28 protein-coding genes are annotated in these 24,824 nt (G+C 64.2%); 9 read left to right on the forward strand and 19 right to left on the reverse strand.

The features are described 5' to 3' along the window. Positions 1–27: 27 nt before the first annotated feature. The 3 genes from pth to V0U35_RS05525 all read left to right on the forward strand — a co-directional run bounded on the left by pth (position 28) and on the right by V0U35_RS05525 (position 2,576). Complete coding sequence (gene pth, locus V0U35_RS05515) at positions 28–636, forward strand: aminoacyl-tRNA hydrolase (RefSeq protein ID WP_330195673.1); 609 nt, start codon at positions 28–30, stop codon at positions 634–636. A gap of 3 nt (positions 637–639) precedes the next feature. Further along, entirely contained in the window at positions 640–1,737 is a 1,098-nt protein-coding gene (gene ychF / locus V0U35_RS05520; RefSeq protein ID WP_330195674.1) for a redox-regulated ATPase YchF, read from the forward strand. 89 nt (positions 1,738–1,826) lie between these two features. Beyond that, positions 1,827–2,576 carry a LolA-like protein gene (locus tag V0U35_RS05525; protein WP_330195675.1) on the forward strand — a complete coding sequence of 250 codons (750 nt, stop codon included), beginning with the start codon at positions 1,827–1,829 and terminating at the stop codon, positions 2,574–2,576. On the opposite strand, the gene V0U35_RS05530 is transcribed toward V0U35_RS05525, so the two are convergent. Together V0U35_RS05530 and V0U35_RS05535 are read right to left on the reverse strand one after the other, a co-directional pair. Then, complete coding sequence (locus V0U35_RS05530; protein ID WP_330195676.1) at positions 2,561–3,664, reverse strand: alpha/beta hydrolase family protein; 1,104 nt, start codon at positions 3,662–3,664, stop codon at positions 2,561–2,563. The genes V0U35_RS05525 and V0U35_RS05530 overlap by 16 nt on opposite strands. A gap of 106 nt (positions 3,665–3,770) precedes the next feature. Beyond that, on the reverse strand, positions 3,771–4,487 hold the full coding sequence (locus V0U35_RS05535) for a winged helix-turn-helix domain-containing protein (protein ID WP_330195677.1): 717 nt from the start codon (positions 4,485–4,487) through the stop codon (positions 3,771–3,773). Positions 4,488–4,629: 142 nt separating this feature from the next. Here V0U35_RS05535 and V0U35_RS05540 point away from each other — a divergent pair, with 142 nt between their 5' ends. Both V0U35_RS05540 and V0U35_RS05545 read left to right on the forward strand, forming a co-directional pair. Next, the gene (locus V0U35_RS05540) at positions 4,630–5,871 is read left to right on the forward strand and encodes a multidrug effflux MFS transporter (RefSeq protein ID WP_330195678.1); all 1,242 of its coding nucleotides are present in this window, start codon (positions 4,630–4,632) and stop codon (positions 5,869–5,871) included. Between the two features lie 28 nt (positions 5,872–5,899). Further along, positions 5,900–6,772 carry an enoyl-CoA hydratase-related protein gene (locus V0U35_RS05545; RefSeq protein WP_330195679.1) on the forward strand — a complete coding sequence of 291 codons (873 nt, stop codon included), beginning with the start codon at positions 5,900–5,902 and terminating at the stop codon, positions 6,770–6,772. 291 nt (positions 6,773–7,063) lie between these two features. Here V0U35_RS05545 and V0U35_RS05550 read toward each other — a convergent pair whose 3' ends face one another. Further along, positions 7,064–7,993, reverse strand: a complete 930-nt coding sequence (locus tag V0U35_RS05550) for a 23S rRNA (adenine(2030)-N(6))-methyltransferase RlmJ (RefSeq protein WP_330195680.1) — start codon at positions 7,991–7,993, stop codon at positions 7,064–7,066. A gap of 95 nt (positions 7,994–8,088) precedes the next feature. Between V0U35_RS05550 and V0U35_RS05555 the strand changes: the two genes are divergently transcribed. Together V0U35_RS05555 and V0U35_RS05560 are read left to right on the forward strand one after the other, a co-directional pair. Then, entirely contained in the window at positions 8,089–8,880 is a 792-nt protein-coding gene (locus V0U35_RS05555; protein ID WP_330195681.1) for a hypothetical protein, read from the forward strand. A gap of 10 nt (positions 8,881–8,890) precedes the next feature. Continuing rightward, positions 8,891–10,396: a S10 family peptidase gene (locus V0U35_RS05560; RefSeq protein ID WP_330195682.1), complete on the forward strand. Its 1,506-nt coding sequence runs from the start codon at positions 8,891–8,893 to the stop codon at positions 10,394–10,396. Here the strand turns inward: V0U35_RS05560 and V0U35_RS05565 are convergent. From V0U35_RS05565 to petA, 11 genes are all read right to left on the reverse strand, one after another. Continuing rightward, entirely contained in the window at positions 10,393–11,052 is a 660-nt protein-coding gene (locus V0U35_RS05565) for a hypothetical protein (protein ID WP_330195683.1), read from the reverse strand. The two genes, V0U35_RS05560 and V0U35_RS05565, sit on opposite strands and share 4 nt — an antisense overlap. A gap of 177 nt (positions 11,053–11,229) precedes the next feature. Then, complete coding sequence (locus tag V0U35_RS05570) at positions 11,230–11,760, reverse strand: adenine phosphoribosyltransferase (protein ID WP_330195684.1); 531 nt, start codon at positions 11,758–11,760, stop codon at positions 11,230–11,232. Between the two features lie 24 nt (positions 11,761–11,784). Continuing rightward, positions 11,785–12,414 (reverse strand): glutathione S-transferase family protein, encoded by a 630-nt coding sequence (locus V0U35_RS05575; RefSeq protein ID WP_330195685.1) that lies wholly within the window; start codon positions 12,412–12,414, stop codon positions 11,785–11,787. A gap of 60 nt (positions 12,415–12,474) precedes the next feature. Then, positions 12,475–13,227 (reverse strand): S1 family serine peptidase, encoded by a 753-nt coding sequence (locus tag V0U35_RS05580; protein ID WP_330195686.1) that lies wholly within the window; start codon positions 13,225–13,227, stop codon positions 12,475–12,477. A 114-nt stretch (positions 13,228–13,341) separates the two neighbouring features. Further along, positions 13,342–13,743: a lysozyme inhibitor LprI family protein gene (locus V0U35_RS05585; RefSeq protein WP_330195687.1), complete on the reverse strand. Its 402-nt coding sequence runs from the start codon at positions 13,741–13,743 to the stop codon at positions 13,342–13,344. A gap of 33 nt (positions 13,744–13,776) precedes the next feature. Further along, positions 13,777–14,511 carry a trypsin-like peptidase domain-containing protein gene (locus tag V0U35_RS05590; RefSeq protein WP_330195688.1) on the reverse strand — a complete coding sequence of 245 codons (735 nt, stop codon included), beginning with the start codon at positions 14,509–14,511 and terminating at the stop codon, positions 13,777–13,779. 64 nt (positions 14,512–14,575) lie between these two features. Further along, positions 14,576–15,451: an S-methyl-5'-thioadenosine phosphorylase gene (gene mtnP / locus V0U35_RS05595; protein ID WP_330195689.1), complete on the reverse strand. Its 876-nt coding sequence runs from the start codon at positions 15,449–15,451 to the stop codon at positions 14,576–14,578. 8 nt (positions 15,452–15,459) lie between these two features. Continuing rightward, a complete protein-coding gene (locus V0U35_RS05600) occupies positions 15,460–15,906 on the reverse strand; it encodes a hypothetical protein (RefSeq protein ID WP_330195690.1) in 447 nt (148 codons plus the stop codon). Further along, positions 15,906–16,721 carry a cytochrome c1 gene (locus V0U35_RS05605; RefSeq protein ID WP_330195691.1) on the reverse strand — a complete coding sequence of 272 codons (816 nt, stop codon included), beginning with the start codon at positions 16,719–16,721 and terminating at the stop codon, positions 15,906–15,908. Before V0U35_RS05605 ends, V0U35_RS05600 begins: the two co-directional genes overlap by 1 nt. An 11-nt stretch (positions 16,722–16,732) precedes the next feature. After that, positions 16,733–18,043, reverse strand: a complete 1,311-nt coding sequence (locus V0U35_RS05610) for a cytochrome b (RefSeq protein ID WP_330195692.1) — start codon at positions 18,041–18,043, stop codon at positions 16,733–16,735. Positions 18,044–18,053: 10 nt separating this feature from the next. Continuing rightward, the gene (gene petA, locus V0U35_RS05615) at positions 18,054–18,623 is read right to left on the reverse strand and encodes a ubiquinol-cytochrome c reductase iron-sulfur subunit (RefSeq protein ID WP_373696381.1); all 570 of its coding nucleotides are present in this window, start codon (positions 18,621–18,623) and stop codon (positions 18,054–18,056) included. 161 nt (positions 18,624–18,784) lie between these two features. On the opposite strand from petA, the gene V0U35_RS05620 reads away from it, so the two are divergent. Continuing rightward, the gene (locus V0U35_RS05620) at positions 18,785–19,225 is read left to right on the forward strand and encodes a tRNA (cytidine(34)-2'-O)-methyltransferase (protein ID WP_330195694.1); all 441 of its coding nucleotides are present in this window, start codon (positions 18,785–18,787) and stop codon (positions 19,223–19,225) included. Here the strand turns inward: V0U35_RS05620 and V0U35_RS05625 are convergent. Further along, entirely contained in the window at positions 19,222–20,706 is a 1,485-nt protein-coding gene (locus V0U35_RS05625) for a tetratricopeptide repeat-containing sulfotransferase family protein (protein WP_330195695.1), read from the reverse strand. The genes V0U35_RS05620 and V0U35_RS05625 overlap by 4 nt on opposite strands. Before the next feature lie 217 nt (positions 20,707–20,923). On the opposite strand from V0U35_RS05625, the gene hemF reads away from it, so the two are divergent. Beyond that, a complete protein-coding gene (gene hemF / locus V0U35_RS05630; RefSeq protein WP_373696382.1) occupies positions 20,924–21,796 on the forward strand; it encodes an oxygen-dependent coproporphyrinogen oxidase in 873 nt (290 codons plus the stop codon). 269 nt (positions 21,797–22,065) lie between these two features. Here the strand turns inward: hemF and V0U35_RS05635 are convergent, their stop codons facing one another. The 4 genes from V0U35_RS05635 to V0U35_RS05650 are packed head-to-tail and all read right to left on the reverse strand — an operon-like array spanning position 22,066 to position 24,771. Continuing rightward, the gene (locus V0U35_RS05635; protein WP_373696383.1) at positions 22,066–23,277 is read right to left on the reverse strand and encodes a CCA tRNA nucleotidyltransferase; all 1,212 of its coding nucleotides are present in this window, start codon (positions 23,275–23,277) and stop codon (positions 22,066–22,068) included. After that, a complete protein-coding gene (locus V0U35_RS05640; protein ID WP_330195698.1) occupies positions 23,246–23,623 on the reverse strand; it encodes a DUF6111 family protein in 378 nt (125 codons plus the stop codon). Before V0U35_RS05640 ends, V0U35_RS05635 begins: the two co-directional genes overlap by 32 nt. Before the next feature lie 3 nt (positions 23,624–23,626). Continuing rightward, positions 23,627–24,238 (reverse strand): NUDIX hydrolase, encoded by a 612-nt coding sequence (locus V0U35_RS05645; protein ID WP_330195699.1) that lies wholly within the window; start codon positions 24,236–24,238, stop codon positions 23,627–23,629. After that, complete coding sequence (locus tag V0U35_RS05650) at positions 24,235–24,771, reverse strand: DUF1285 domain-containing protein (RefSeq protein WP_330195700.1); 537 nt, start codon at positions 24,769–24,771, stop codon at positions 24,235–24,237. The genes V0U35_RS05645 and V0U35_RS05650 overlap by 4 nt, the downstream gene beginning before the upstream one ends. Between the last annotated feature and the right edge of the window lie 53 nt (positions 24,772–24,824).

Genomic DNA, 24,824 nt, shown 5'->3' on the forward strand with positions numbered 1-24,824 from the left:
AACGACAGGCGTCCGGGGAGAAGTCTCATGCTGCTCGCCGTGGGTCTGGGCAATCCGGGCGCGAAATACGCGCACAACCGGCACAATCTGGGCTTCATGACGCTCGACACGATCGCGCGCACGCACGGGTTTGCGCCCTGGCGCGCGCGTTTCTCGGGCCTCGCCTCCGAGGGCAGCGTTGAAACCGCGTCGGGTCCGAAGAAGATCCTGCTCTTGAAGCCGCAGACCTTCTACAACGAGTCCGGCCGGGCTGTGTCCGAAGCGATGCGCTTCTACAAGCTGACGCCGGACGATCTTGTCGTCTTCCATGACGAGCTTGATCTTGCGCCCGGCAAATTCCGCCTGAAACCGGGAGGCGGGCATGCCGGGAATAACGGGCTGCGCTCGATCAAATCCCATCTCGACGGTGATTTCCGGCGCGGGCGCATCGGCATCGGTCATCCCGGCGACAAGGCGCGCGTGACCGGCTATGTCCTCTCCGACATTCCCAAGGCCGAACAGGGTTGGGTGGACGATCTGACTGACGCCATCGCGCGCAGTTTCGACCTCCTCGCCAGCGGCGATTTCGACGCCTTCCAGACGAAGGTCACCCATCTCGCGCCCGCACCGGGCAAGGACACAAACGAAGGCGACTGATCCATGGGTTTCAAATGCGGTATTGTCGGACTGCCCAATGTCGGCAAGTCCACCCTGTTCAACGCCCTGACCCGTACAGCGGCGGCGCAGGCGGCGAACTATCCCTTCTGCACCATTGAGCCGAATGTCGGCGATGTTGCCATGCCCGAACCGCGCCTTGACGTACTGGCGAAGATCGCCGGGTCGAAGGAGATCATCCCGACGCGGATGAATTTCGTCGACATTGCCGGTCTGGTGCGTGGTGCCTCCAAGGGCGAAGGCCTCGGCAACCAGTTCCTCGCCAATATCCGCGAAACCGACGCCATCGCCTATGTGCTGCGCTGTTTCGAGGACAGCGACGTCACCCATGTCGAGGACCGGGTCGATCCGATCGCCGATCTTGAGACGGTCGAGACCGAGCTGATGCTCGCCGACATGGAGAGTCTGGAAAAACGCCGCGCCAACCTCGAGAAGCGCGCCAAGACCGGTGACAAGGAAGCGAAAGAAGCCCTCGCCCTTATTGACCTGGCGCTTGCGGAACTGACCGAAGGCCGCCCGGCGCGACGCGCCGACGTGCCCGCCGACCAGCGCAAAGCCTGGCGGATGCTGCAATTGCTGACCTCGAAGCCGGTCCTCTATATCGCCAATGTCGACGAGGAGAGCGCGGCCGACGGCAATGCCCATTCGCAACGCGTTGTCGATTACGCAAAGGATGAAGGCTCGGTCGCCGTCGTCATCTCCGCCAAGATCGAAAGCGAGCTGGCGGTTCTCGAAGACGAGGAACGCGCCGAATATCTCGAAGCCATCGGCCTGGAAGAAGCCGGGCTCAACCGCCTCATCCATGCGGGATACAATTTGCTCGATCTCCAGACCTATTTCACGGTCGGCCCGAAGGAAGCCCGCGCCTGGACGTTCAAGAATGGCTGGACCGCGCCGCGCTGTGCGGGCGTCATCCACGGCGATTTCGAGAAGGGTTTCATCCGCGCCGAGACCATCGCCTATGACGACTATGTCGCCTGCAATGGCGAGGCTGGCGCGCGTGAAGCGGGAAAACTGCGCCAGGAAGGCAAGGACTATCTCGTGAAGGACGGCGACGTCCTTCACTTCAAGTTCAACGTCTAGCGATATCGTCTGAATTTGAATTCATGCGAGCGCCACACGCGCGCAACCCCGGCTTTGATCAAAAGGGATCGAACTCAGGGGAGACATCCATGAAACCTGCTTTTGCCGCCCTTGCGGGCCTATTCCTGTTGAGCGCCTGCAACGCCGCACCCGAAGCCGGTTCGCTGGTCGACCGGCACATCGCCGCGCTCGGCGGTGAGGCGGCCATCGAAAATGTCGGGAGCATAAGGGTCCAGGTCGAGGTCACGGAGCCGGAGTTTACCGTTCGTGGTAATTACCGGGCAGACCGGAATGGCCACATGCGGATCGACATTTTCGCCGATGACACGCGCGTCTTCACCGAAGCGATGAATGGCGAAACCGGCTGGCAGATGTTCGCCAGCGGTGAGGTCGCCGACCTCAGCCCGGAAGGGGAAGCCGCGTTGCGCCAGGGCATTACCGGCAATCTCTTCGGTCTGCACGAATATGAAGGTCTCGGTCACCAGGTCAGTGAAGGCGCGACCGTGACGATTGACGGGATCGATTATCGGACAATCGACATTGTCTTAGACAACGGGCATGAACGCCGCCTCTATCTCGACCCGCAGACATTCCTTGTCGCCCGTGAGCGCAGCGAATTTGCCCTGCATCCCGATCTCGACCCCGACGAGGAAATCTTCGAGACCCGCTATTCGGATTATCGCGAGGTCGGCGGCGTCATCCGGGCCTTCGCCAGCGAACGGATCAATTTGCGCACGGGCGAGGTCGCGCAGACGACGCGGATTGAGTCGATCCAGATCAATCCCGACCTCGACCCGGCGCAGTTCGAACGTCCCGCCTCCCCTCAATCGGAACAATAGCCGGTCTCGCCGAAGCGCCGCGTCAGGCTGTCGACCAGCACACGGGTGAGTTCCGGTGCGATCCGCACCCGGCCATAGGGGTGGCGGTCGACCCGTTCGCCCTCGAATTCGAGGAAGAAATGGTCCTGGTTCGGCAGGATATGGATTTCATGGTCGGAATTGCCTGCACGTGACAGGGCCGCTGTCAGGGCCGGAACATGACGCGCGGGCGGCGTGGCATCGTCATGCCCGCCCCAGACGGCCAGAACAGGTGTCGTCAGGCGAGACAGGTCGGCAGAAGGATCATAGCCGAAATACTCCCGGTACCAGGCCGAGCCATTGCGGTAGAAGTCCAGCAGGTCCGCATCATAGAAGGGCTCATCGAGACCGGATTGCGCGGTCATCATCGCCTCCGAAACGCGGGCAAATTCCGTATCGTCCGCGCGCGCGTCGCTGGCCACGAAGTCGGCAAAGGCCCGCAGCGCCGGACGCGTCCGCGCTGCGATGGCGGGGTCGACGCCCTCGCGCACCATGAAGTCGGCCCTCTGACGCGCGAAGACGTCACTGCCGGGCAGGGTCGAGTCGCCGAGAAGGACTACCGCAGCGATGCGGTCATCGTCGGCGGCCAGCCTTGCGGTGATCATCGCGCCCTCGCTATGGCCCAGGACGATGAGGTCGCTGACCGCGTCGCGGGCAAGAAGATCATCAATGATGTGGCGATTGTCCCGATAACGGATCGAGCTGGGGATTTGCAGCCATTGCGGTCCGTCGAGCGCCTCGCCATCGACGGTCGACTCGCCAAAGCCACGCGGGTCGGCCAGCACGGCATTGAAACCGGCCCGGACCAGGGCATCGGCAATCATGGAGAACATCGCGCTGCCGGAAATCATCTGCTGGCGCACATGGTCGCCACTGCCGGTGATCATCAGGACGGTCGGTCGGGGGCCGGCTCCCGCAGGGCGCAGGATCTCTCCCGCCAGGCCAATCTGCTGCCCGCCGTCTTCATGCGCCCATTCGAGCGGCGTGCTGGCATAGCAAGCCGTCTCCGGCACATAGTATTCACTCGGTTCGGCCTGCACCACGGCGAGGGCCAAAAGAAGAGAAATCATCAGCCTGTGTCCTGTGTCTGCGCGGGCGGACTTGCCCGTCGGGACACAAGGCTAGAAGCGGATATTTTCCGGCGGCAACAGGTGTTCGGCTGCCATCATGAAACCATCACGTGACCGCTGCACCGGCTGCAGGCGGCGGCGGTGCCGCCGGTGCCGGTTCCGGAGCCGGGGCCGGAGGTGGCGGTGGTGCGGCAGGGGCGGCAGGGGCGGCAGGCGGGGGTGGAGCCGGGTCAGGCTGCGGTGCCGTCAACAAATCGGTGTCACGATCTTGCGGAAGTGCGCTGTCCGCGCCCTCCGGCCCCTGTGCGGCGAGGCGCATCGGCTCGTCGGCGATGGCCGGCCCGCCATGGGTCGCGACGAGCCCGGACTGCCCCATCGGGATACCGTGCGACATGACCCCGGTCGAAAGGAAGAAGGCGACCAACAGCGCAGCTGCCGCGACCATGTCCCGCAGCCGCGGCCAGGCCGCATGGCGCATGAATGGGCGTCGCTGCTCGGGCTTTTGCACCGGACAGGTCAGCCGGTAACCCCGGCCCCGAACCGTTTCGATCATGTCCGGAGCTCCGCCGTCGGCGAAGGCCTTGCGAAGTTGATAGATGGCTCGGCCCAGCGCCCCGTCGACGACGTGAAGGCCTGGCCAGACCTCGGCGAGAAGTTCCGAGCGCAAGACGGTCTCGCCCTCGCGAAGCGCCAGCGCCATCAGCACGTCCATGACCTTGGGTTCGACATGGCGGACATGCCGACCGTGGCGCAAGACGTTGCGCCGCGGACAAATCTGCCAGCCATCCAGCCGGAAGTCCTGATCACCGGTCCGGTCCATCATGTCCGGCAGAGTACGGTTCCGCCGCGCATATTGAATATAAAAATTCGTAAGCTTGGCCTTGATCCCGGGGGGCGATAGGCGCAAGTGATGCGCCCGGCCCCGCACGTCTGGACCGGGTTTCCCGCCGCCGGAGTGTCTGTTCATGTCCCCGCCTTCGCCTGTCAGGCTGAAAGATGCCATGTCGAAATGGGAACTGATCGGCATTCTTGTCGTGATGACGGCGCTGGTTGCCCTGTCCATCGACATGATGTTGCCCGCCCTCCCCGACATTGCTGAAAGCCTTAATCCCGCCGAGGAGAACCACCGCCAGCTGGTGGTGACGGCCTTCCTGATCGGATTTGGCGTGGCACAGTTGCTTTACGGCCCGCTGGCCGACCGCTTCGGGCGCAAGCCGGTCATCCTGGGAGCTCTCGCCTTTTATGGCGTGGCGACGCTGGTCTGTCTTGTCGCGGCGAGTTTCGAGACGCTTTTGCTTGCCCGTTTCTTCCAGGGTGCCGCCGCGGCAGCCTGCCGGGTTATCGCCACCGCCATTGCCCGTGACCTGACGTCGGGCCGGCGCATGGCGGAAGTGATGTCGATGGCGATGACGGTGTTCATGATCGTGCCGATCATCGCCCCCGCGCTCGGTCAGCTCATCCTGATGATCGCGCCCTGGCGCTGGATATTCGTCGCGCTCCTGTTATTCGCGGCCGGGCTGGCCCTGTGGCTGATCTTCCGCCTGCCCGAGACGCTGCACCCGGAATATCGGCGGCCGCTGCGGCCCTTGGCGATTCTCGCAAGCTACCGGGAAGCGACGGGCGACCGGCTCCTGCTTGGCTATACACTCGCCGGGGCGGCCTTCTTCGGCGGGCTCTATGGCTTCCTGAACACCGCCGAGCAGATTTTCGCAGAGCATTACGGCCTGGGTGACGCCTTCCCGATTGCCTTCGCGGCCGTCGCTGGCGCGATGTCGGTGACGAGCTACGTTAACTCCCGGCTGGTGGGACGGCTGGGCCAAAGAAGGCTCTCCCATGGGGCATTGTTCGCCTTCACAGCAATCAGCTCGCTCCATGCCATCGTCATTGCGGCCGGAGTGGATTCCCTGCCGCTCTTCATCGTGATGCTGGCCGCGGCGATGATGTTGCTGGGCCTGATCGCGGCGAATTTCAGCGCGCTGGCTATGGAGAATGTCGGCCATATCGCCGGGACGGCGTCTGCGGCCTATGGCTTTGCCAGCGGCGTGATCGGGGCGATCATCGGCGCAGGGATCGGTCAGCTCTACGCGGATTCCGCCCTGCCGCTTGTTGCCGGACAGGCCGTGATGGGCCTCGTCACTATCGGTCTCGTCGTGCTGACCGAAGGCGGCCGTCTCTTTGGCGTGGGCGACGAGGCCTCCGCAGAGTAGGCTGACGTCCGCCCGAGGGAGGACAGGCATGAATTTCGACACGATCCGCTACGAGATCCACGGACCGGCGGCGGTCATCACGCTGCACCGGCCCGAGCGCATGAACGCCTTCACCCACGAGATGAAGGACGAGGTGATCGCCGCGCTCGACATTGCCGATGCCGACGATGCGGTGCGCGCGATCATCTTTACCGGCCATGGCGATGCCTTCTGTGCCGGGGCAGATCTCTCGACCGGGATGGAAACCTTCAACCTCGTCTCCCAGGCCAAGGCCGAGGGGGAACTCGACGACAGTGATCCGCGCTGGCGCGATTCCGGGGGCGTGATGAATCTGCGCATCTGGAACTGCATCAAGCCGGTGATCGGCGCGGTGCATGGTCCGGCGGTCGGGATCGGCGCGACCATGCTGTTGCCGATGGATTTCCGGCTCGCCTCAACGGCGGCGAAATTTGCCTTCCCATTTGCCAAACGCGGCATTGCCTGGGATGGCTGCGCCAGCTGGTTCCTGCCGCGCATCGTCGGCATGCCCACGGCGATGGACTGGGGCCTGACGGGCCGGACGTTCAAGGCGGACGAGGCGCTCGAGAAAGGCCTGGTCAGCGCCATGCACGCGCCTGACGCGCTGATGGGCGCCGCGCTGGCGATCGCCGATGAGTTCGCGAAGTCCACCGCACCGGTCTCGGTCGCGGTGATGCGCCAGATGGCCTGGCGGATGCTCGGCGCGGCCTCGCCCATGGAAGCCCACCGCATCGAATCGAAAGCCATTCTCCATGCCGGGATGAGCCCCGATGCCGGCGAAGGCGTCATGGCCTTCCTCGAAAAACGTCCGGCGAAGTTTCCGATGAAACCGTCTTCCGACCTGCCACCCTGGTATCCCTTCTGGGACGAGGAGGGGTATTAAGCCGTCTCCGGCTATGTTTGCGGTTCGGCCCTTGGACTTGATCCAAGGGCCCATCGGACATTCGAAGGAATGTTTTTTCGCGGTCCCAGCGAACGCTGGGATCCAGCTTTCATCGCTGGATTCCTGCTTTCGCAGGAACCCCGGGCTTGGATGACGGAATTGAATCTAGGCCCTTGGATCAAGTCCAAGGGCCTAATTTACAAGTACACCCCACCCTTCCCCTCCCCTCACAGGGGAGGGATGAGCGCCAAGACTCCCTCCCCCTTGGGGGAGGGTTGGGGTGGGGGCACTCTAAAACTCCTCGACGGACAGGCTGTCGTCGGTTACCGCACCGTCGAGCCGCCAGCCGGCACCATCGCCCTGCGCCAGCGCTTCGGCGAGCCAGGGCAGCAGCGCCAACAAATGGCCTTCGAGCGTAAAGGGCGGGTTGATGACGACGACACCGGCACCGGCGAGCTTGCCCTCGCTTTCAAGGTCGCGGACCCACAGGTCCGCGCGCAGGATTTTTTCCGGCGCGGCCAGACCTTCCTCGAACAGCCATTCGGCAAGGCCAACATCAAAGCGTTCCGATGCCCAGAGGTCTTTCAGGGGCCGCCAAAAGACGAATGTCCCCGTCGGCCACTTCGTCAGCGCCGGTTTGATCGCTTCGGCCATGTGGGCCATCTCGTCGCGATGCTCGAACGGCGGATCGACGAGGACGAGGCCCCGCTTCTCGCGCGGCGGAACCAATGCGCCAAGCGCCTTGTAGCCATCGCGGCGTTCCACCTTGATCCGCGCGTCGCGGGCATAGCGGGCATCGAGCGTCTTCGCGTCCGCCTCGTGGAGTTCACACAGATGCGCGCGGTCGTCCTGGCGCATCAGACGGGCGGCCAGCTCCGGTGAGCCGGGATAGGCCGTCAGATCGGCCCCGGTATTCATGGCCTTGACCACTTTCAGGTAAGGCGCGAGCGCGGCCTCTACGGCAGCGGGGCGTTTGGTCTCCAGCACGCGGGCGATCCCGGCCTGCCATTCCGGGCTACGTCGGGCAGCATCACCGGTGAGGTCATAAGCCCCGACCCCGGCATGACTGTCGATCACCCGGAAGGGTTTCGGCTTGGCTTTGAGGTGGTCGAGGCATTGCGCGATCACCGCGTGCTTGAGCACGTCAGCGAAGTTTCCGGCATGGAAAGCGTGGCGGTAATTCATGGTGTCGCTATAGCCGGTTCCGAAGAGGGATTCCATGGCCGCGGCCGCACCGGATTTGTGCCGTATACGGGTCGCCTCGCGGGTTTCTTTGTCCTATCGTCCGCGCCGGAGAAAGGGAGGTCGTCGAAGGCATGTTCGGCAAATTGTTCGGGTCGCGCGAAACAAGCGCAGAAGCGTCACCGCGGCGCGTCTACAAGGCGGGATGGCTGCTGAAAGCCGACAAGGCGAGCCTGATCTGGGATGCACCCAAACCGGTCAGTTTCGACAACCCGAAGCCGACGACCTCGAAATCGGCCTCGGCCTGCCCGGCGGCGATCGAATTCGACCGCCGGCATTTCGTCATCCCCTGCCCGGTCGATCTGCATCTGCGCATGGCCCCGAACGCGCAGGGCCAGCTGCAACTGACCAATGTCGAAGGACCGATGGCCTCGACCCGGCCCGCCGGCCTGCAGAACATTTTGATGCTGTCGCCGCAGAATGAGTGGCGGCACCCGAACCGGCCGATGCTGCAGATCGTGACGCCTTACATCTTTGTCTCGGACGATCCGCTCTATGTGAACCAGTTCCCGCCCTTCCTGCACTACGAGGCGATGGACCGGCCCGGCGTGATGCTGTGCGGCCGCTTCCCGGCGGACATCTGGCCGCGCCAGCACATGTGGGCGTTCGAGTGGCATGACCTGAAGAAGGACCTGATCCTGAAACGCGGCGAGCCGCTCTTCTATGTCCGCTTTGAGGGACCGGACCCGGCCGCGCCGGTGCGCCTCGTCGAGGCGGAAATGACCGAGGACCTGAAGGAGTTCATCGCCTCGATCACGGACGTGACCAATTACGTCAATCAGAGCTTCCAGCTGTTCAAGACGGCGCGCGAACGCCGCCCCGAAACCCTGCTGGTCGAGAAGAAACGCCACAACACGGCGTCATAGGGAGAGAGCCATGTTCCGCACCATCCTGACCCTTGTTTCCGGTCTGGCGCTGGCCGCCTGTTCAGCCGGTGCCCAGGAGGCGACTTCGGAGGAGACCGGCGACGGCGCGCGCGTCTACGAGACCACGGGACAGGTCACGGCCGGTGGCGAACGCGTGCGCTATCGCGTCGTCGCGGGTGAGATGATCCTCACCGGTGAGGACGGCGAACCCAATGCCGCGATTTTCTCCACCGCCTATATACGAGAGGGCGCGGGCGATCCTTCGACGCGGCCCGTCGCCTTCATCTTCAATGGCGGACCGGGGTCAGCCTCGTTGTGGCTCCATATGGGCGTGTTCGGCCCGCGCCGCGTCGTGCTTCCCGCCGATGTCAGTGACGATGGCGCACCGCCCTACCCGATCGTTGAAAACGAGCATTCCATCCTTGATGTCGCCGATCTCGTCTTCGTTGATCCGGTCGGAACGGGGTGGAGCCATCCGGTCGGTGAGTCCGATGGATCGGAATTCTGGGGCGTGCGCGAGGATGCCGCGTCACTCGGGGCCTTCATCCGCCGCTGGCTGACCGAGAACCGGCGCTGGAATAGCCCGAAATTCCTGCTCGGGGAAAGCTATGGCACGACGCGGATCGCCGCGCTGATGAACGAGCTCCAGGGCGGCTGGACGGATGTGTCGATCAATGGTGTTGCCCTGATTTCGACCGTGCTCGATTTCCGCTTCGACGACACGTCGGACGGCAATGACATCGGTTATACGGGCCTGCTCCCCGGTTTTGCCGCGACGGCCTGGTATCACGAGCGCATCGACCGCTCGGCGTGGAATGGCGATCTGGAAGCCTTCATCGATGAAGTGCGCGAGTTCACCTATTCGGACTACATGCCTGCCCTGATGCGCGGCGTGTCCCTCCCCGAGGACCAGCGGCGTGCAGTCGCGGCGCAGATGTCGCGTTATCTCGGGCTGTCCGTAGACTATCTGATGCGCGCCAATCTTCGCGTCTCGCTCAGCCGTTTCATGCGTGAACTGATGCGGGAAGACGGCCTGTCCGTCGGCCGGCTCGACAGCCGCTATACCGGCATGGAAGCCGATGGCGTGGGTGAAGGCCCGGACTATGACCCGTCCGCCTATGGCATCGACGGAGCCTATACCGCTGCGATGCTCGACTATTTCACCCGCGAGCTGGAAGTCGACATCACCGACGAATATTCGGTCATCGACATCCCGACATCACGCGGCTGGGACCGCTCGACCGGACAGGGCGCGGCCTACACCAATGTCGGCCCGTGGCTCGCCCGCGCGATGCGTCAGAATAGTGATCTCGATGTGCTGGTGGCGCAGGGCTATTACGACCTCGCCACGCCCTTCTTCGCCGCGGAGCTGATGTTCAATCAGCCGGGCTTCGACCCGGAGCGCGTCCACTTCCGCTACTACGAGTCCGGGCACATGATGTATGTGCACGAGCCGTCACTGGAAGCGCTCGCCGAACATGTCCGTGCCCTCATCCGCGACGAGTTAGAGGACTAGCGCGCCTCCCTCACCCGGTCGCAGAGCAGCCAGGCCAGGAATGCGACCAGCGTGTAGAGGATGATCGCCATCGGGCCGAATTGCTGTGCGGTTTCCGGCGGCGGGGCGAAGAAGCTGATCGAGTAGAGGCCGGCGAGCAAGGCCCCGAAAATCCACGGGCTAACCTTGCCGAACGCCCCTTTGCCGCGCGTGGCCGACACATAAAGCAGGAGCCCCACCGCGAGGACGCCAAACTCCAGCGACAGGGCAACAGGCGCGTTATTCCACAGCCCGAAGCCGACCATCGGTCCGCCCGGCCACAGGGCGAGGTCCGGTACGTGGACAAGCAGGTCCGTAAGCCAGTGAGACAATACTGCCAAACCAATGATGACCCCACCTGCGCGCTTCTGGGTCCGCGCTATCAGTGACCAGACAAGACCGGCTACAACCGACCAGAAAAGTGCCATCAACAACGAATGGGTCCAGGGCATGTGGTAAAGATCGAGGGGGCTGACGGCGGTAAAGCCGGGCTCGATCCGGACATGCTCGATGCCGAAATAAACGAATGCGCCCCAGAGATAATCCAGGAATTGGACCGCGATGCACAGCGCCCATACCGGGACCGTCTTGACGAAACGCGGCCCGGCCAGTGCCGGTCCGTAATGTCCGATGAACATCGGCGTGCCCTCCCTCTTGAGGGCAGGAAGGGTAGCCCCATGCGGACGAACAACAAAATACACGATTGGGACGCGCCCCGGTTGTGCGTCAGCAAAGACCGGGGTCCAGGAAAATGAACCGGGTCCCGGACAGGCGCTTGCGCGCCTTCCGGGAAGCGTCGGAGATACAGGCGAGCCCTACTCGCCTTCGTAGTGCACGAGGCTCGCGACCGGCACGCCCATCGCCTCGATGCGTTTCGCTCCGCCGAGATCGGGCAGGTCGATGACGAAGGCTGCGCCGACGACATCAGCTCCGGCCCGGCGCAACAGGTTGATCGCGGCTTCCGCCGTCCCGCCGGTGGCGATGAGATCATCGACGAGAAGGACCCGGTCGGTCTCCTCCACCGCGTCGACATGGATTTCGATGGCGTCGGAACCGTATTCCAGCTCGTATTCCTCGATCAGCGTGCGGTGGGGCAGCTTGCCCTGCTTACGCACCGGCGCGAAGCCGACCGAGAGCTGGTGCGCGACTGCACCGCCGAGGATGAAACCGCGCGCCTCGATGCCCGCGACCTTGTCGATTTTCGCGCCCGCCCAGGGCTGAACCAGCAGGTCGATGGCCGCCCGGAAGGCGCGCGCGTCCTTCAGCAGCGTCGTCACGTCACGGAACTGTATGCCCGGCTTGGGATAGTCGGGAATGGTGCGGATGGCGTCGCGAATGAGGTCCATGGGTCGATCCCGCCGGGCCGGAGGTCAGTGGAAGGGCGCGTTGAAACTTTCTTCGAGCGCCGCTGCGCGCCAGTCCTGATAGACCGGATCGGCGAGCAATGCATCCACATAGGCGCGCGACGCGCTGCTCAAGGGGATGTCATAGGTCTGGAACCGGGTCGCGACCGGCGTGAAGAAAGCGTCGGCAATGGACCAGTCACCAAAGAGGTACAAGCCATTGCCCGTCTTCGCCGCGGCCCACAGCGCTTCCATGCGTTCGATATCGGCCCAGCAGGCGACATCGACCGAGGTCTGGCCCACAGGGCGTTGCAAATCCATGGAGAGGGTCGAGCGCAGCGCGCCGAACCCGGAATGCATCGACGCCGTCACCGCGCGCGCCCTTGCCCGCTGAACCGGATCGGCGGGCCAGAGCGACGGCACCTGTTCAGCTGCCCATTCGCAGATGGCCAGACTGTCCCAGATCGTCAGGTCGTCTTTCTGTAACACCGGCACCGTTGCGGCCGGCGACAGGGCCAGAAGCGTCTCGCGCGTGTCGTCCTGATCGAGCGGGATCACATTCTCGGTGAAGGCGATGCCGGCTTTCTTCAGCGCCAGCCAGGGCCGCATCGACCAGCTCGACAGGCGTTTGTTGCCGATGTGAAGCGTCAGGCTCATGGCTCGTCATCTCGCAAAGTGGGAATCGGATGGGCAATGTCGCCGAGGCCGGGCGTTTGCTCAATCTCCCGCACGTGAATTTGTGACCGAGCCGATGGCCTGCTCCAGCGTGAGGCCAAGCTCGCCGCCCAGCCCAAGCGCGAGTCCCTGACTGTCGATATCGCTGCCCAGGGTCAAAACGCGGCCGATGTTCAGGGCAACAATGACGAGGCGGTCCCCGGTATCGACGGCCAGCGGCGTTCCGGACAGGCCGTGCCGCGAACGGCAATCATGTGTGAAGAGGTCCGCGATGCGATCGGAGTTCAAAACACCGTGGCTGAGGCGGCAGAACCGGTCCCGCGCCGCCGGGCCCAGCATGGCGACCGGGACGTCTCTTTGCGCAAGATCCGAAAGACGTCCGGGAGCGAGCCTCACCGTCGCCGGAGCGAAAGGTTCCTCGGTGACGATGATGGCCCAGTCATCGCCGGGCTCCGTAATCCGGTCGGGCATGGTCAGGCTTGTGATATCGACGCGGTGACCACCCGGCGCATAGAGCCAGCACTCTTCAAGCGCGGTACCGCTAACGTCACGCAGACCGTGGGACGTTGTCAGGATGACCTCACCGCGCCGTGTGTCCGCCGTCTGGATTATGCCGCCGCGCGACACTTGCAGAACGTCGCTCCCGGCCTGACGGCAGACGATGCGGACGACGCCGGGGCTGGCGGCCTCGACATGGGCCTCACTGATCGGCCGGATGTCACTCGCCCTAGCTGATGCAGGCGAATAATTCAAAATGGCCAGGGTGACAACGCCAATTAAATTTATATATTTCATGATTTTAGACTAGCGCGCACCTGGCGGCAGCGGGAGTCTATTCGGCTTTCGCTCACGCAGCCTTGATGGCCTCCCTGACGGGGTGGCCCTGGCGTTCGCGGCGATTGGGCCGGCCTAGTTGTCGAGCAGCTCGGCCGCGCGGGCACGGGTCAGGGCGATCCGGCAATCCAGCGCCAACTCCTCGCCATCCTCACCCATCAGCAGAAGGCTTGCCCGGCGCGCGCACTCGGCGTCGCGGTAGGCAAACCAGGCGGCATGGGCGGCGTTGAGCCGGTCGGTGGCGTTCGCAAACCCGGGGAAGTCCGCGTCGATCTCGGCGGCCTCGTCATGAGCCGCGGCAATCGCTGCCGCCAATCCGCCCTCGGCATTGTCGAGCAGGTCTTCCAGGCAATCCCGCCGCGCATCGTCGTCACGGACATGCTCGGCGCATTCCACAGCGGGGCGGCGCGGCGCATGGAGATCGGGCAGTGCCTCCTGCGCAGAGGCAACAGACAGGGCGGCGGCGAGGATCAGCATGAAACCAAACTCCGTGGGACAATCAGGCGAGGCTTATTGCCGGGTGCCGGCGGTGTCACGCCGGTCATGCCGCGCCTGGGCAAAATTGGTGGCAGGCTCTGCAGCATCCCGCAGCGCGCTGTCCAGCACGGCCAGAAAGCCGCCGTCCAGTCCCAGCGCCAGCGCGGATTCTCCATCCGGATCGTCGGCGTTGGTAACCCGGCCGAGATTGAGCGCGATGACCGTCACCTCGCCATTTACACGCGCGACGAGCGGCGCGCCGGACTGGCCGCGCTCCGATCCGCAATCGTGCAGGAAGACACGCTGGCCATCGCTGACCATGCGGGAGTTGAGGTTGAGACGGCAGTCGGTATTGGAAAACCGGCGGCCGAACATCGCAACCCGCAAGACGCCGCGATTGGCGCTTTCCAGCGTGATCACCGGCAGGCGCATCACCGGCTCAGCGATCGGCCGGTCGGTCATCACCACCGCCCAGTCCTGGCTGGCACCGGCCATAGAGCGCGAATTGGCGATCCGGTGAATGCGATAGCGGGTGCCATTGTCGAGCTGGACCCAGCAGTCCTGGCGTATGTCCTCGCCGTAATTGCCGACGCCGTGACCGGTCGTGACGATAACATCGCCCCGCCGGTTCTCGCCGGTCCCGGCCACCACGACACCGCTGGAGACGGTCGCGCGATTGGTATGATCAATCCGGCAATAGACCGAGACCATGGCGTCAGCGGCGATATCGAGATCAGAGGCGCGCAGGGCGAGGAATTCTGCGTCCACGGGTGCTGTCCCGGCACATAGGCCGGACACCATGAACAGAACACACGCTAACCTGCGCAAAACCCTACGCCCCCAACACCCGCCTTGCGACGGCATCCAGCTTACCCATCAACACCGTATCGCGTGCGGCTGGCGGGGTCACTATGGCGATGTCGAGAATCGACTCGATTCCGTCCGGTGAGGGTGTTCGTGGGCTCGCGGCCATGGCCTCGGCGAGGGATTCTACAAGCTTTCGGGCCTTGGCGGCATTGGCCTGCATGACTTTCAGGATGGAGGGCACGTCCACGTCCTCGCCGCCCGCGCGCCAGCTGTCATAGTCGGTGACCATGGCAACGCTCGCGTAGGGCAGTTCCGCTTCACGGGCGAGCCTGGCTTCGGGCATGTTGGTCATGCCGATTACGTCACAGCCCCACTCCCGGTAGAGGCGGGATTCCGCCCGCGTGGAGAATTGCGGGCCTTCCATTGCCAGATAGGTCCCGCCCTGGTGGACCCGCGCCCCGGCGGCCTCGCCCGCATCCGCGACCATGGACGAGAGGCGCGAACAGACCGGGTCGGCCATGGGCACATGGGCCACACAGCCCGGTCCGAAGAAGCTGGACGCCCGTCCTTTCGTGCGGTCGACATACTGGTCGACGACGACGAAGTCGCCCGGAGCCATGTGTTCGCGCAGCGATCCGCAGGCTGACAGGGACAGAATATCGGTCGCGCCCGCGCGTTTCAGCGCGTCGATATTGGCGCGGTAGTTGATCGCGTCCGGTGACAGGACATGACCGGGCCCATGACGCGGTATGAAGCAGACCGGGACGCCGGCGAGCTTGCCGGTGCGAACCGGTGCAGAGGGCTTTCCCCATGGCGTATCGGTGACCGTCTCCGGGCCATCCAGTCCTTGCAGATCATACAGGCCGGAGCCGCCGATAATGCCGAGTGTCCAGCCGGTCACAGGGCCGCTCAATCTGCCGGGACGTCGTTGCAGCGGACCAGCGAGTAGGTCGACCGGCCCGTGCCGATCCAGTCGCGGCGGATCCAGCGGAACTCATCGCGGCTGTCCATGAACAACACCCAGGCCACTGGCTCGCCCGCCTCGGTCAGGCGTTCCTCGCCTTCGTACTGGATGACGATCCAGCGCGGATCGGTGGACAGGATCGGCCCTTCGGCGCTTTCGCCGGAGCCTTCCTTTTCCGAGTAATAATAGTGCCGGTCTTCGGACAGCCAGATATGAACCGGGTCGTCCTCGCAGCTGCCGGGATTATTCTCGCCGTCCGGGACGACCCAGCCCCAATAGCCCTCGACCACGTTGAGGGCATGGAAGTCGTCCTGAGCGAGCGCTGGACCCGCGCATGAAAAAGCCGCCAGCGCGCTTGCGCCGGCGGCTTTCAGAACGGTGTCAAACCGCATCAGTGTTCCTGGTTGGACCAGACCTGACGATAGGCAAACCAGGTCAGGCCGCACAGGATCAGCATGTAGATCAGTACAATGAGGCCGGTCCGCTTGCGCTCGGTGGCATGCGGGTCGGTCGCCCAGGCCAGGAAGGCGACGACATCTTCGGCCATCTGTTCGGGCGTGGCTTCGACTTCCTCGCCGCCTTCGGGCGTCGTGTAGGACACGCGGCCTTCTGTCAGCTGCGGCCCCATGGCGAGCAGGCCGCCCGGGAAATAGGGATTGTAGTACTGACCCGGACGGACCGTGACGCCTTCGGGCGCTTCATGTCCGTATCCCAGCAGGAGCGAGCGCACATAGTTCGCGCCGTCATGGCGGGCATTGACGATGAGCGACAGATCGGGTGGCAGAGCGCCGCCATTCGAGGCACGGGCCGCTTGCGGATTGGGATAGGGGTTCGGGAAGCTGTCCGCCGGTATACCGGGACGCTCGAACATCTCGCCCAGATCGTCCGGACCATCAGTGATGACGTATTGTTCCGCGATCCAGCGCACGACTTCATTGTCGTTCGGATTGGGATACTCCGGATCGTAGAAGGGGCCACCCTCCTCGCCCAGATTGCGGAAGCTCATCATGTCGAGCCCGTGGCAGGCCGCGCAGACTTCCTGATAGACCTGAAAGCCGCGTTGCAGCTGGTCCCGGTCGAACGTCCCGAACGGGCCGGCGAACGTCCAGTCATGCTGTTCGGGGTGATGCTGTTCGCCTTCGGCGGCCAGGGCCGGGGCGCTGACCAGAAGAGCAGCGGAGACGGCGAGAATGCGTGTGATCGTCATGGGTCCGCCTCCTATTGGGCCGGCTGCGCGGCGTTGTCGCCGAGCACGGATGCTTCGATACTCGCCGGGCGTGGTTTCGGCCGTTCGGTGAAGCCGAGGACAGGCAGGATCACCAGGAAGTAGGCGAAATAATACGCCGTCAGGATCTGGGCGAATGTCAGCACGGTAAAGCCGGTTGCATGACCTTCCGCGTCGGTGCCCATGGCGATGATGATGTCGTCCGGGTTCTTGGCCCCGCACCAGCCGAGCGCCAGGCAGGCGGCGACGAAGATGAGGAAGAACCAGCGGGCGATCGGGCGATAGCGCATCGACCGGATCGGCGAGGTGTCCAGCCAGGGCAGGACGAAGAGAATGCCGATCGAACCGAACATGGCCAGCACACCGCCCAGGCGGGCATCAATCGGGCCGATATCGAAGGTGATGGCACGCAGGATCGCGTAGAAGGGCAGATAATACCATTCGGGAACGATGTGCGACGGCGTCACCAGCGAGTCCGCCGGGATGAAGTTGTCCGCATGGCCCAGCACGTTCGGCATGAAGAAAGCGAACGCCAGGAAGACGGTCAGGAAGACCAGGATCGCGAAGCCGTCCTTCACCGTGTAGTACGGGTGGAAGGGAAGCGTGTCCTTCTTGGTCTTGACCTCGATACCGGTCGGATTGCCGTTGCCCGGCACGTGCAGCGCCCAGATGTGCAGACCGACGACACCGGCGATCACGAAGGGCAGCAGGTAGTGCAGCGAGAAGAAGCGGTTCAGCGTGGCACCGCCAACCGAGAACCCGCCCCACAGCCATTCACGCAGGGCTTCACCGACAACCGGGATCGCACCGAAGAGGTTGGTGATCACGGTCGCACCCCAGAAGCTCATTTGGCCCCAGGGAAGGGTATAGCCAAGGAAGCCGGTCGCCATCATCAGGAGATAGATCACGACGCCGAGGATCCACAGGAGCTCGCGCGGGGCCTTGTATGATCCATAATAGAGACCGCGGAACATGTGGATATAGACCGCGATGAAGAAGAAGGATGCGCCGTTGGCGTGCAATGACTGGAGCAACCAGCCGAAGGGCACGTCACGGCGGATGCGCTGAACGCTTTCAAACGCGTGATCGACATGCGGCACATAGTGCATGGCGAGCACGATGCCGGTGACGATCTGGATCATCAGGAAGATGGCCAGCACGCCGCCGAACGTCCACCAGTAGTTGAGATTGCGCGGGGTCGGGAAGTCCACGAAGGAGTCCCAGCCCAGGCGCACGATGGGCAGCCGGCTGTCGAGCCAGCGCGTGAAACCGGTTTTCGGTTCGTAGGTCGAAGGTCCGCTCATCTCTTCCTCGTCAGCCGATCTGCACTTCGGTTTCACTCGTCCAGCTCAGGGGCGGAACACCGAGATTTTCAGGAGCCGGTCCCCGGCGGATACGTCCCGCCGTGTCATAGTGGGAGCCGTGGCAGGGGCAGTACCAGCCGTCATAGTCGCCGGCTTCACCGAGCGGCACGCAGCCGAGGTGGGTGCAGTTCCCCTTGACGATCAGCAGCGTGCCATTGCCAGCCGACCGGTTTTCTTCCGTTGCCGGAGCATCGGCGGAAAGATTGTCGTTGCGCGCGACCGGGTCGGGCAGCGAATCGACGTCCACCGCTTCGGCCTCGGCGATTTCGTCTTCGGTCCGCCGGCGCAGGAAGACCGGACCGCCGCGCCAGTTCACGGTGATCTGCTCACCGGTCTCGATGGCTGCGGTGTCGATCCGGATGGATGCCAGGGCGAGCGTGTCCGCCGCCGGATTCATCTGGTCGATAAAGGGCCAGAGCGTAAATGCTCCGCCCAGCGCCACTGCGCCGCCTGCTGCGATATAGATGAAATCGCGGCGGGTGGCTTCCTGCCCGTTCTGGTCCGTCACGGCCGACCTCATTCCTTGTTTCATGACCCCGTCCGCGAACGCGGATGGTGACCCCCGCTTGACGCCAAGCGTTCAAGATGAACCTGCTTAACCGTCAACATAAACCCTGTCGTCGGTCCGGCACAGCGGCAGAGCGCCGCAGGCGCGCGACCTAGACCTTAGCGGGGCTTAGAATGCGGCTCGTTTTTTTTCAACCGGATATTCCGCAAAATCTCGGTGGCGCGGTGCGCCTGTCAGCCTGTTTTGCAGCCCCGCTCGACATTATAGAGCCCTGCGGCTTTCCGCTGACCGACCGGTCTTTGAAACGCGCGGCTCTCGACTACGGCCCACTGGCGCGGCTGACACGGCATGATTCCTGGGCCCGCTATACCGCAGCCCCCCATCACGGCCGGCTGGTCCTGTTCACAACGAAAGGCGCGACGGATTTGTGGGATTTCCGATTCGAGCCGGACGACCGGCTGTTGTTCGGGCGGGAAAGCGCGGGCGTTCCGGACGACGTTGCGGCCGCTGCAGATGCGCGGGTACGCATTCCGATACAGGAGGGCGCACGGTCGCTTAATGTCACGGTGTCCGCCGGCATCGCGCTGGCCGAAGCGATTCGCCAGACGCGCTAGCGCTCGAACACCAGGCCGGCCTTGTCGAGCGCCTCGGACAGGGCCGCGATCTCCGGCATGTAGCGTTTCCACGCGCCGATAGACGCCGTGTTGATGGGCTTGCGGACCTGCGCCAGGCTCGCCGTCGCGATCGGCCGGTCCGTGGTGTGAAACTCGCGTGTACCCGGATCATCGCTTAAGCCCAGAAAGCCCAGCAGGCGTGGAATTTCCGCCTCGGGCCGGGTCACCAGGTCCTCGTACCGGACTTCCAGTACACGGTCGGGGAAGAGCGTGCTCCAATGCTCCATGATGGTGTCGTAGTCGGCCAGGAAGGCGGCCAGTCCCGCCGGGTCGTAGCTCCACAGATTACCTTCTGAAAAGCGTGTCCGGTAGGCCGACCAGGCCACGTCCATCGGGTCGCGGCGGCACCAGACGAATTTCGCCGCCGGCAGGGCGAGCGCGGCCGCACCGACGCGCAGATTGTTGTAGAGATTCTTGTCGGTCCAGCGCTTGGCATCACCGAGCCGCGCATGGACCTTCTTCACGTAGCGCTCGCCGAGCACGGCCCAATTGTCGTCGTCGCCCGGCCCTTCCAGATACGCCTGCAATTCGCCGCCGATCTGATCACCGATGGGCAGGAAGCTGAGCCAGCACAGCTTGTGCTCGCCGCCGGCTTCGGCTTCGGGGTGGGCCCCGACAATGGCTTCGACCAGGGTCGTACCCGACCGCGGCGGCCCCAGGACGAAGACAGGACGGGCATCGGCGAGCCCCTGACCGGACTGCGCTTCGACAAAATCGGGCGTGTAGAGGTCGATGAGCCGGTTGATCAGCGTGCGGTAGCCGCCCGCGTCATAGGGCGCGCGATCACGGATGATCGCCGCGCCTTCCTCTACCCGGCGCGCGGACAGGGCATGCTCGCCGAGATCGTCATAGGCCTTGGCCAGCGCATAGGCGATGTCGGCCTGCCGGTTGGCTTCGTGGCCGTCCTCGATCTGCTTGACCCGCAATTTTTCGAGATTGATGAGATCCTCATCCCCTTTGGAGAAGCGATGGACGCTCGCCAGATGCTCCCAGCCGCGCCAATGAGTCTTGTCCAGCTCGATAACGCGGCGGAAACGCGCCTCGCTCGCTTCGAATTCGCCGAGCAGTTTCAGCGTATGGCCGGCCTCGAAATTGAGTTCGATATCGTCCGGTGCACCGGCCAGCAGGCGTTTGTGGATCGCGGCGGCTTCCCGTGCCCGGCCAATCTGTTCGAGCGCGCTGGCGAGCAGGCGCCACTGGCGCGGATCGCTGCCGTCCTCGTCGCACAGGCGTGAGGCAGCGCGCGCAGCGATGTCGGCATCGCCCAGCTCATGCGCCATCATGGTCGGCACCGCCCATTCCGCGCCCAGCTTGATGCCAGACGCCAGGACCTGTTCGACCGCCCTGAGACCACCCTCGCGGTCGCCGCGCGCGCAGGCGCGTTCGGCTTCATTAAGCCAGGCCCGTCCGTCCGTTGTCATTGCACAGCCTCGCCGACTTTCCCTCGTATTGGCGCGCAAACTATCGGGGCTCCGGGCGTGAGGCCAGCCATGCTGTCAGCCGCCTGCGGCAGGGTGCCGCGCGTCAGCCCGCCTCATTCATCCACAGTGATCTTGTGGGTATTCACGCCGGTGTTTACTTCCAGGCCCGCAAGGGGGATGTGAGATGCGCGATTTGGCAGGCGACGAACGGGACAACATGACGCTGAGCACCGAAAAGACGGCCGCGAAAGACTGGTTCGAAGCCTTGCGCGATTCGATCTGCGCCGAGTTCGAGCGCCTGGAAGACGAGGCCCCGGCCGATCTCTATCCGGGCGAAGCGGGCCGTTTCGTGCGCGAGGCCTGGACCCGCGGCGACGGATCGGAGGACCTCGGCGGCGGTGTCGCGTCGATGATGCATGGCCGCCTGTTTGAAAAAGTCGGCGTGCATTGCTCGACCGTTCACGGCGAGTTCTCGCCGGACTTCGCCAAGCAGATCCCCGGAGCCGACAGCGATCCGCGCTTCTGGGCGTCGGGCATCTCGCTCATCGCCCACATGCGCAACCCGCACATTCCGGCGGTGCACATGAATACGCGCTTCATCACCACGACGCAGTGGTGGTTCGGCGGCGGCATGGACCTCAACCCGACACAGGACTATCAGCGCAGCGAGGACTTCGAGGACGCGCGCGATTTCCACGCGGCCTGCCAGACGGCCTGCGATGCGCATGGCGAGGATTACTTCCCCCGCTTCAAGGAGTGGGCGGACACGTATTTCTGGCTGAAACACCGCAATGAGCCGCGCGGCGTCGGCGGCATTTTCTACGACCGGCACAACTCAGGGAAATGGGCGGCAGATTTCGCCTTCACACAGGATGTCGGCCGGGCCTTCCTCGACATCTACCCGCAGCTGGTGCGCCGGCGCATGACGACGCCCTGGACGGCGGCGGACCGCGAAGAACAGCTGATCCGGCGCGGACGCTATGCCGAGTTCAACCTCCTTTATGACCGCGGCACCAAGTTCGGGCTGGAAACGGGCGGCAACGTCAAATCCATCCTCTCCTCCATGCCCCCGGAAGCGAAATGGCCTTAGGGCTGGACTAACCGTCCTGTTGTCATCCCGGACGCGATAGCGATCCGGGACCTGAAGCCGGGTGCCCTATGTTCGAGGTCCCGGCTTGCCCCTTCGGGTCAGCCGGGATGACGTGTTTTGAGGTATTCGCGTCATCCCCTCCTCTCCCTTGATGGGAGAGGTGCCCGCGCAGCGGGCGGAGAGGGTGAGAAGCGTATACGGGCGGAGTCACCCCCCCTTCCGGCCCTTCGGGCCACCTTCCCCATCAAGGGGAAGGAGGAAGAGAATATCTATATTCGCGCCAGCAACTCCGCCTTCGACAGGCCGAAGCGCGACGCGACCCAGTCCTCTTCAAGCCGTTTGAGCGTTTCGCCGACCTGCGGGCCATGGGCCATCCCCGCGCCGAGAAGGTCCGCGCCGGTCACAGGAAATACCGGAGCCCTGAAACTGCGGGCATGGGCGAGCGCGCCGCCCCAGCCGTCAGGCGGTGTAACGGCGCGCGCAGCCATCAGCGCGATCTGATCGGAGACCGCATCATTGCCCTGCCGGTAGACGAGGCGCTCAATTCCGGCGCGGCTCTGCCAGTGCGATGCGACTTGTTCGGCCAGGTCCGGATTGAGCGCCGCTTTCAGCCGGTCTTTTTCCGCATTGGAGACTTTCAATCGCCGGGCATAGCCGGAGGCATCGCCGCCAATCAGGGCCGCAAAACGCAACAGGGGATCGCTGGCCGGATCGAGGTCGATCAGGCGGTCGAGCGTGCCGGTCTCCCCGTCCCCACCCAGCACGGCCGGCAGCACGCCGGAGGACGCCATGGCCTCAATGGACGCGCGCGGATCGGGCGCGGCGAGGAGTTTCTTCATTTCCTTCCAGATGCGTTCGGCCGAGAGGCGCGCAATCCCGTCCGTCATCGCCGCGCAGGCGGCGAGGCCTGCCGCATCAGGTTCGGTGCCGCCATAGAAGGCGAAGAAGCGGAAGAAGCGCAGGATACGCAGGTAGTCTTCGGCGATCCGGTCCTCGGCCCGGCCGATGAAGACAATGCGGCGCGCCAGCGCGTCGGCCACCCCGCCCTGCGGGTCGAACAGTGTCCCGTCCGCGTCGGCATAGATCGCATTGAGGCGGAAATCGCGGCGCGCGGAATCCTCCTCCCAGCTGGTCGTAAAGGCGACCGTGGCGCGCCGCCCGTCAGTCGAGACATCCCGGCGCAGTGTAGTGACCTCGAAGGGCTGATGATCGGCAACAGCGGTCAGCGTGCCGTGCTCGATGCCGGTGGGATGGACGGCGATGTCCGCCTCGCGCAAAGCGTCTGCCGCCGCTTCGGGTTCGAGCACGGTCGCGATGTCGATATCATCGACCTTATGGCCGGTCAGCGCGTTGCGAACGCAACCGCCAACGAAGCGCGCTCCGCCCGGTGCCGCCTCCAGCAACGCCGCCATGACGCGCCGCGTGGGCGCGGCGGCGAGCCAGTCATGCTCAGCCGGGAGGAGTTTCGTCGTCGTCTTCATCGCCTCGCCCGTCAGAGTGATCGGACGGCTCACCGAAGGGGCGCTCATTCTCGCCAAGCTCGCCGCGCACGGTTTCCTGGTCGGTGAATTCGCCACGCTCAATACGATCGCCCTCCAGGCGGGGCGGGACGTAGCGTCGCGTCGGATCCGCGCCTTCCTGTTCGCCGAACGTCACCAGCAGGATGAATCCGGCAACCGCCAGAACCAGCCCGACAATGCTCAGAGGCAGAACCGGAGTCGGGCGCGCCTCGCCGCCGCCAATTGCACTGACACCCAGCCGCCAAAGCCCGAACAGGGCGAAGGGCAGGAGAAAGAGCGACAGCTCAATTACACTCAGTCTCAACATCACCTATCCATATAGCCGCCCGTGCAGGCTTTTGAGCATACCCGCAGTTGCGCCCCAGATATAACGGTCTTGCCATGGCATGGCGTAGAAATGCCGCATCCGGCCCTGAAACTCGCGCGAATGGCGCTGGTGATTGGCCGCATCCATCAGGAATTCAAAGGGCGTTTCGAACACATCGGCGACCTCGCCCGGCTCCGGCGTCAGGGTGAAGCCGGGTTTCAGGATGCCGACGAAGGGATTAATCGCATAGCCGGTCACCGTCTCGTAGGCATCAAACCGCCCGATCAGGTCGACATGGTCGCGGGCGACCCCGATCTCTTCCTCGGTTTCACGCAAGGCGGCCTCGGCGAGGCTTTCGCCCGCCTCGACCCGTCCGCCGGGAAAACTGATCTGCCCGGCATGGGTCGGCAGATGATCGGCACGCAACGTCAATACAAAACGCGGCGGACCGTCATGGAGAATCAGCGGAGCCAGCACCGCGGCCGGTTTCAGGATACGGCCCGTCGGCGAGGGCAGACCGTTGAGATCACCATCCCCGCGCACAGGCGTACAGTCCTCGGCATCGAGCGGATCGAGCCGGTCGCGCAACAGGTCCAGCACATGATCGGGCGTCACGCGGACGGCCCCAGCGCGAAGAATTCGCCGTTGCTGGCCACGCCGAGCTGGCCGTCCCGCTCTTCCGTCATGTTGGCCAGTTCGTAAAAGACCGGCCGCGCAATTAGGGCTTCAAGCTTGCCGCGCACCAACACGTACGGCTCCGGCTCACCCGTCTCCGGATCGATCTCGACGCGAATCGGACGATCGGGGCCAGCCTCGGTGACATCGCCCAGATTGGTGGTGAAAATCACGACCGGCACGCCGTCGCGCTCGGTGGCATCCACACGGACGGCCACAAACGGTGCCGATTCGACCGTAACCGCCTGTTTTTCGACCGGAGTCACCAGATAATGAATGCCGTCGTCATCTTTCCGTAGGATTCGCGCAAACAGCTTTACGAGACGGTCGCGCGTGATGCGCTTGCCCTCATGCCACCAGGACCCGTCGCGGCGAATGACGAGGTCCATGACACCGCAATGTTCGGGATTCCACTTCTCGACAGGCGGCAGGCCTGCGCCGGCATTTTCCGCCGCTTCAAGCAGTGACTGCATTCCACTGTCCGGATTCGCCTGCCGGGTCATAGACACTCCGCGCGCCCGCGTTC

Source organism: Hyphobacterium marinum, assembly GCF_036330325.1.
Classification (GTDB): domain Bacteria; phylum Pseudomonadota; class Alphaproteobacteria; order Caulobacterales; family Maricaulaceae; genus Hyphobacterium; species Hyphobacterium marinum.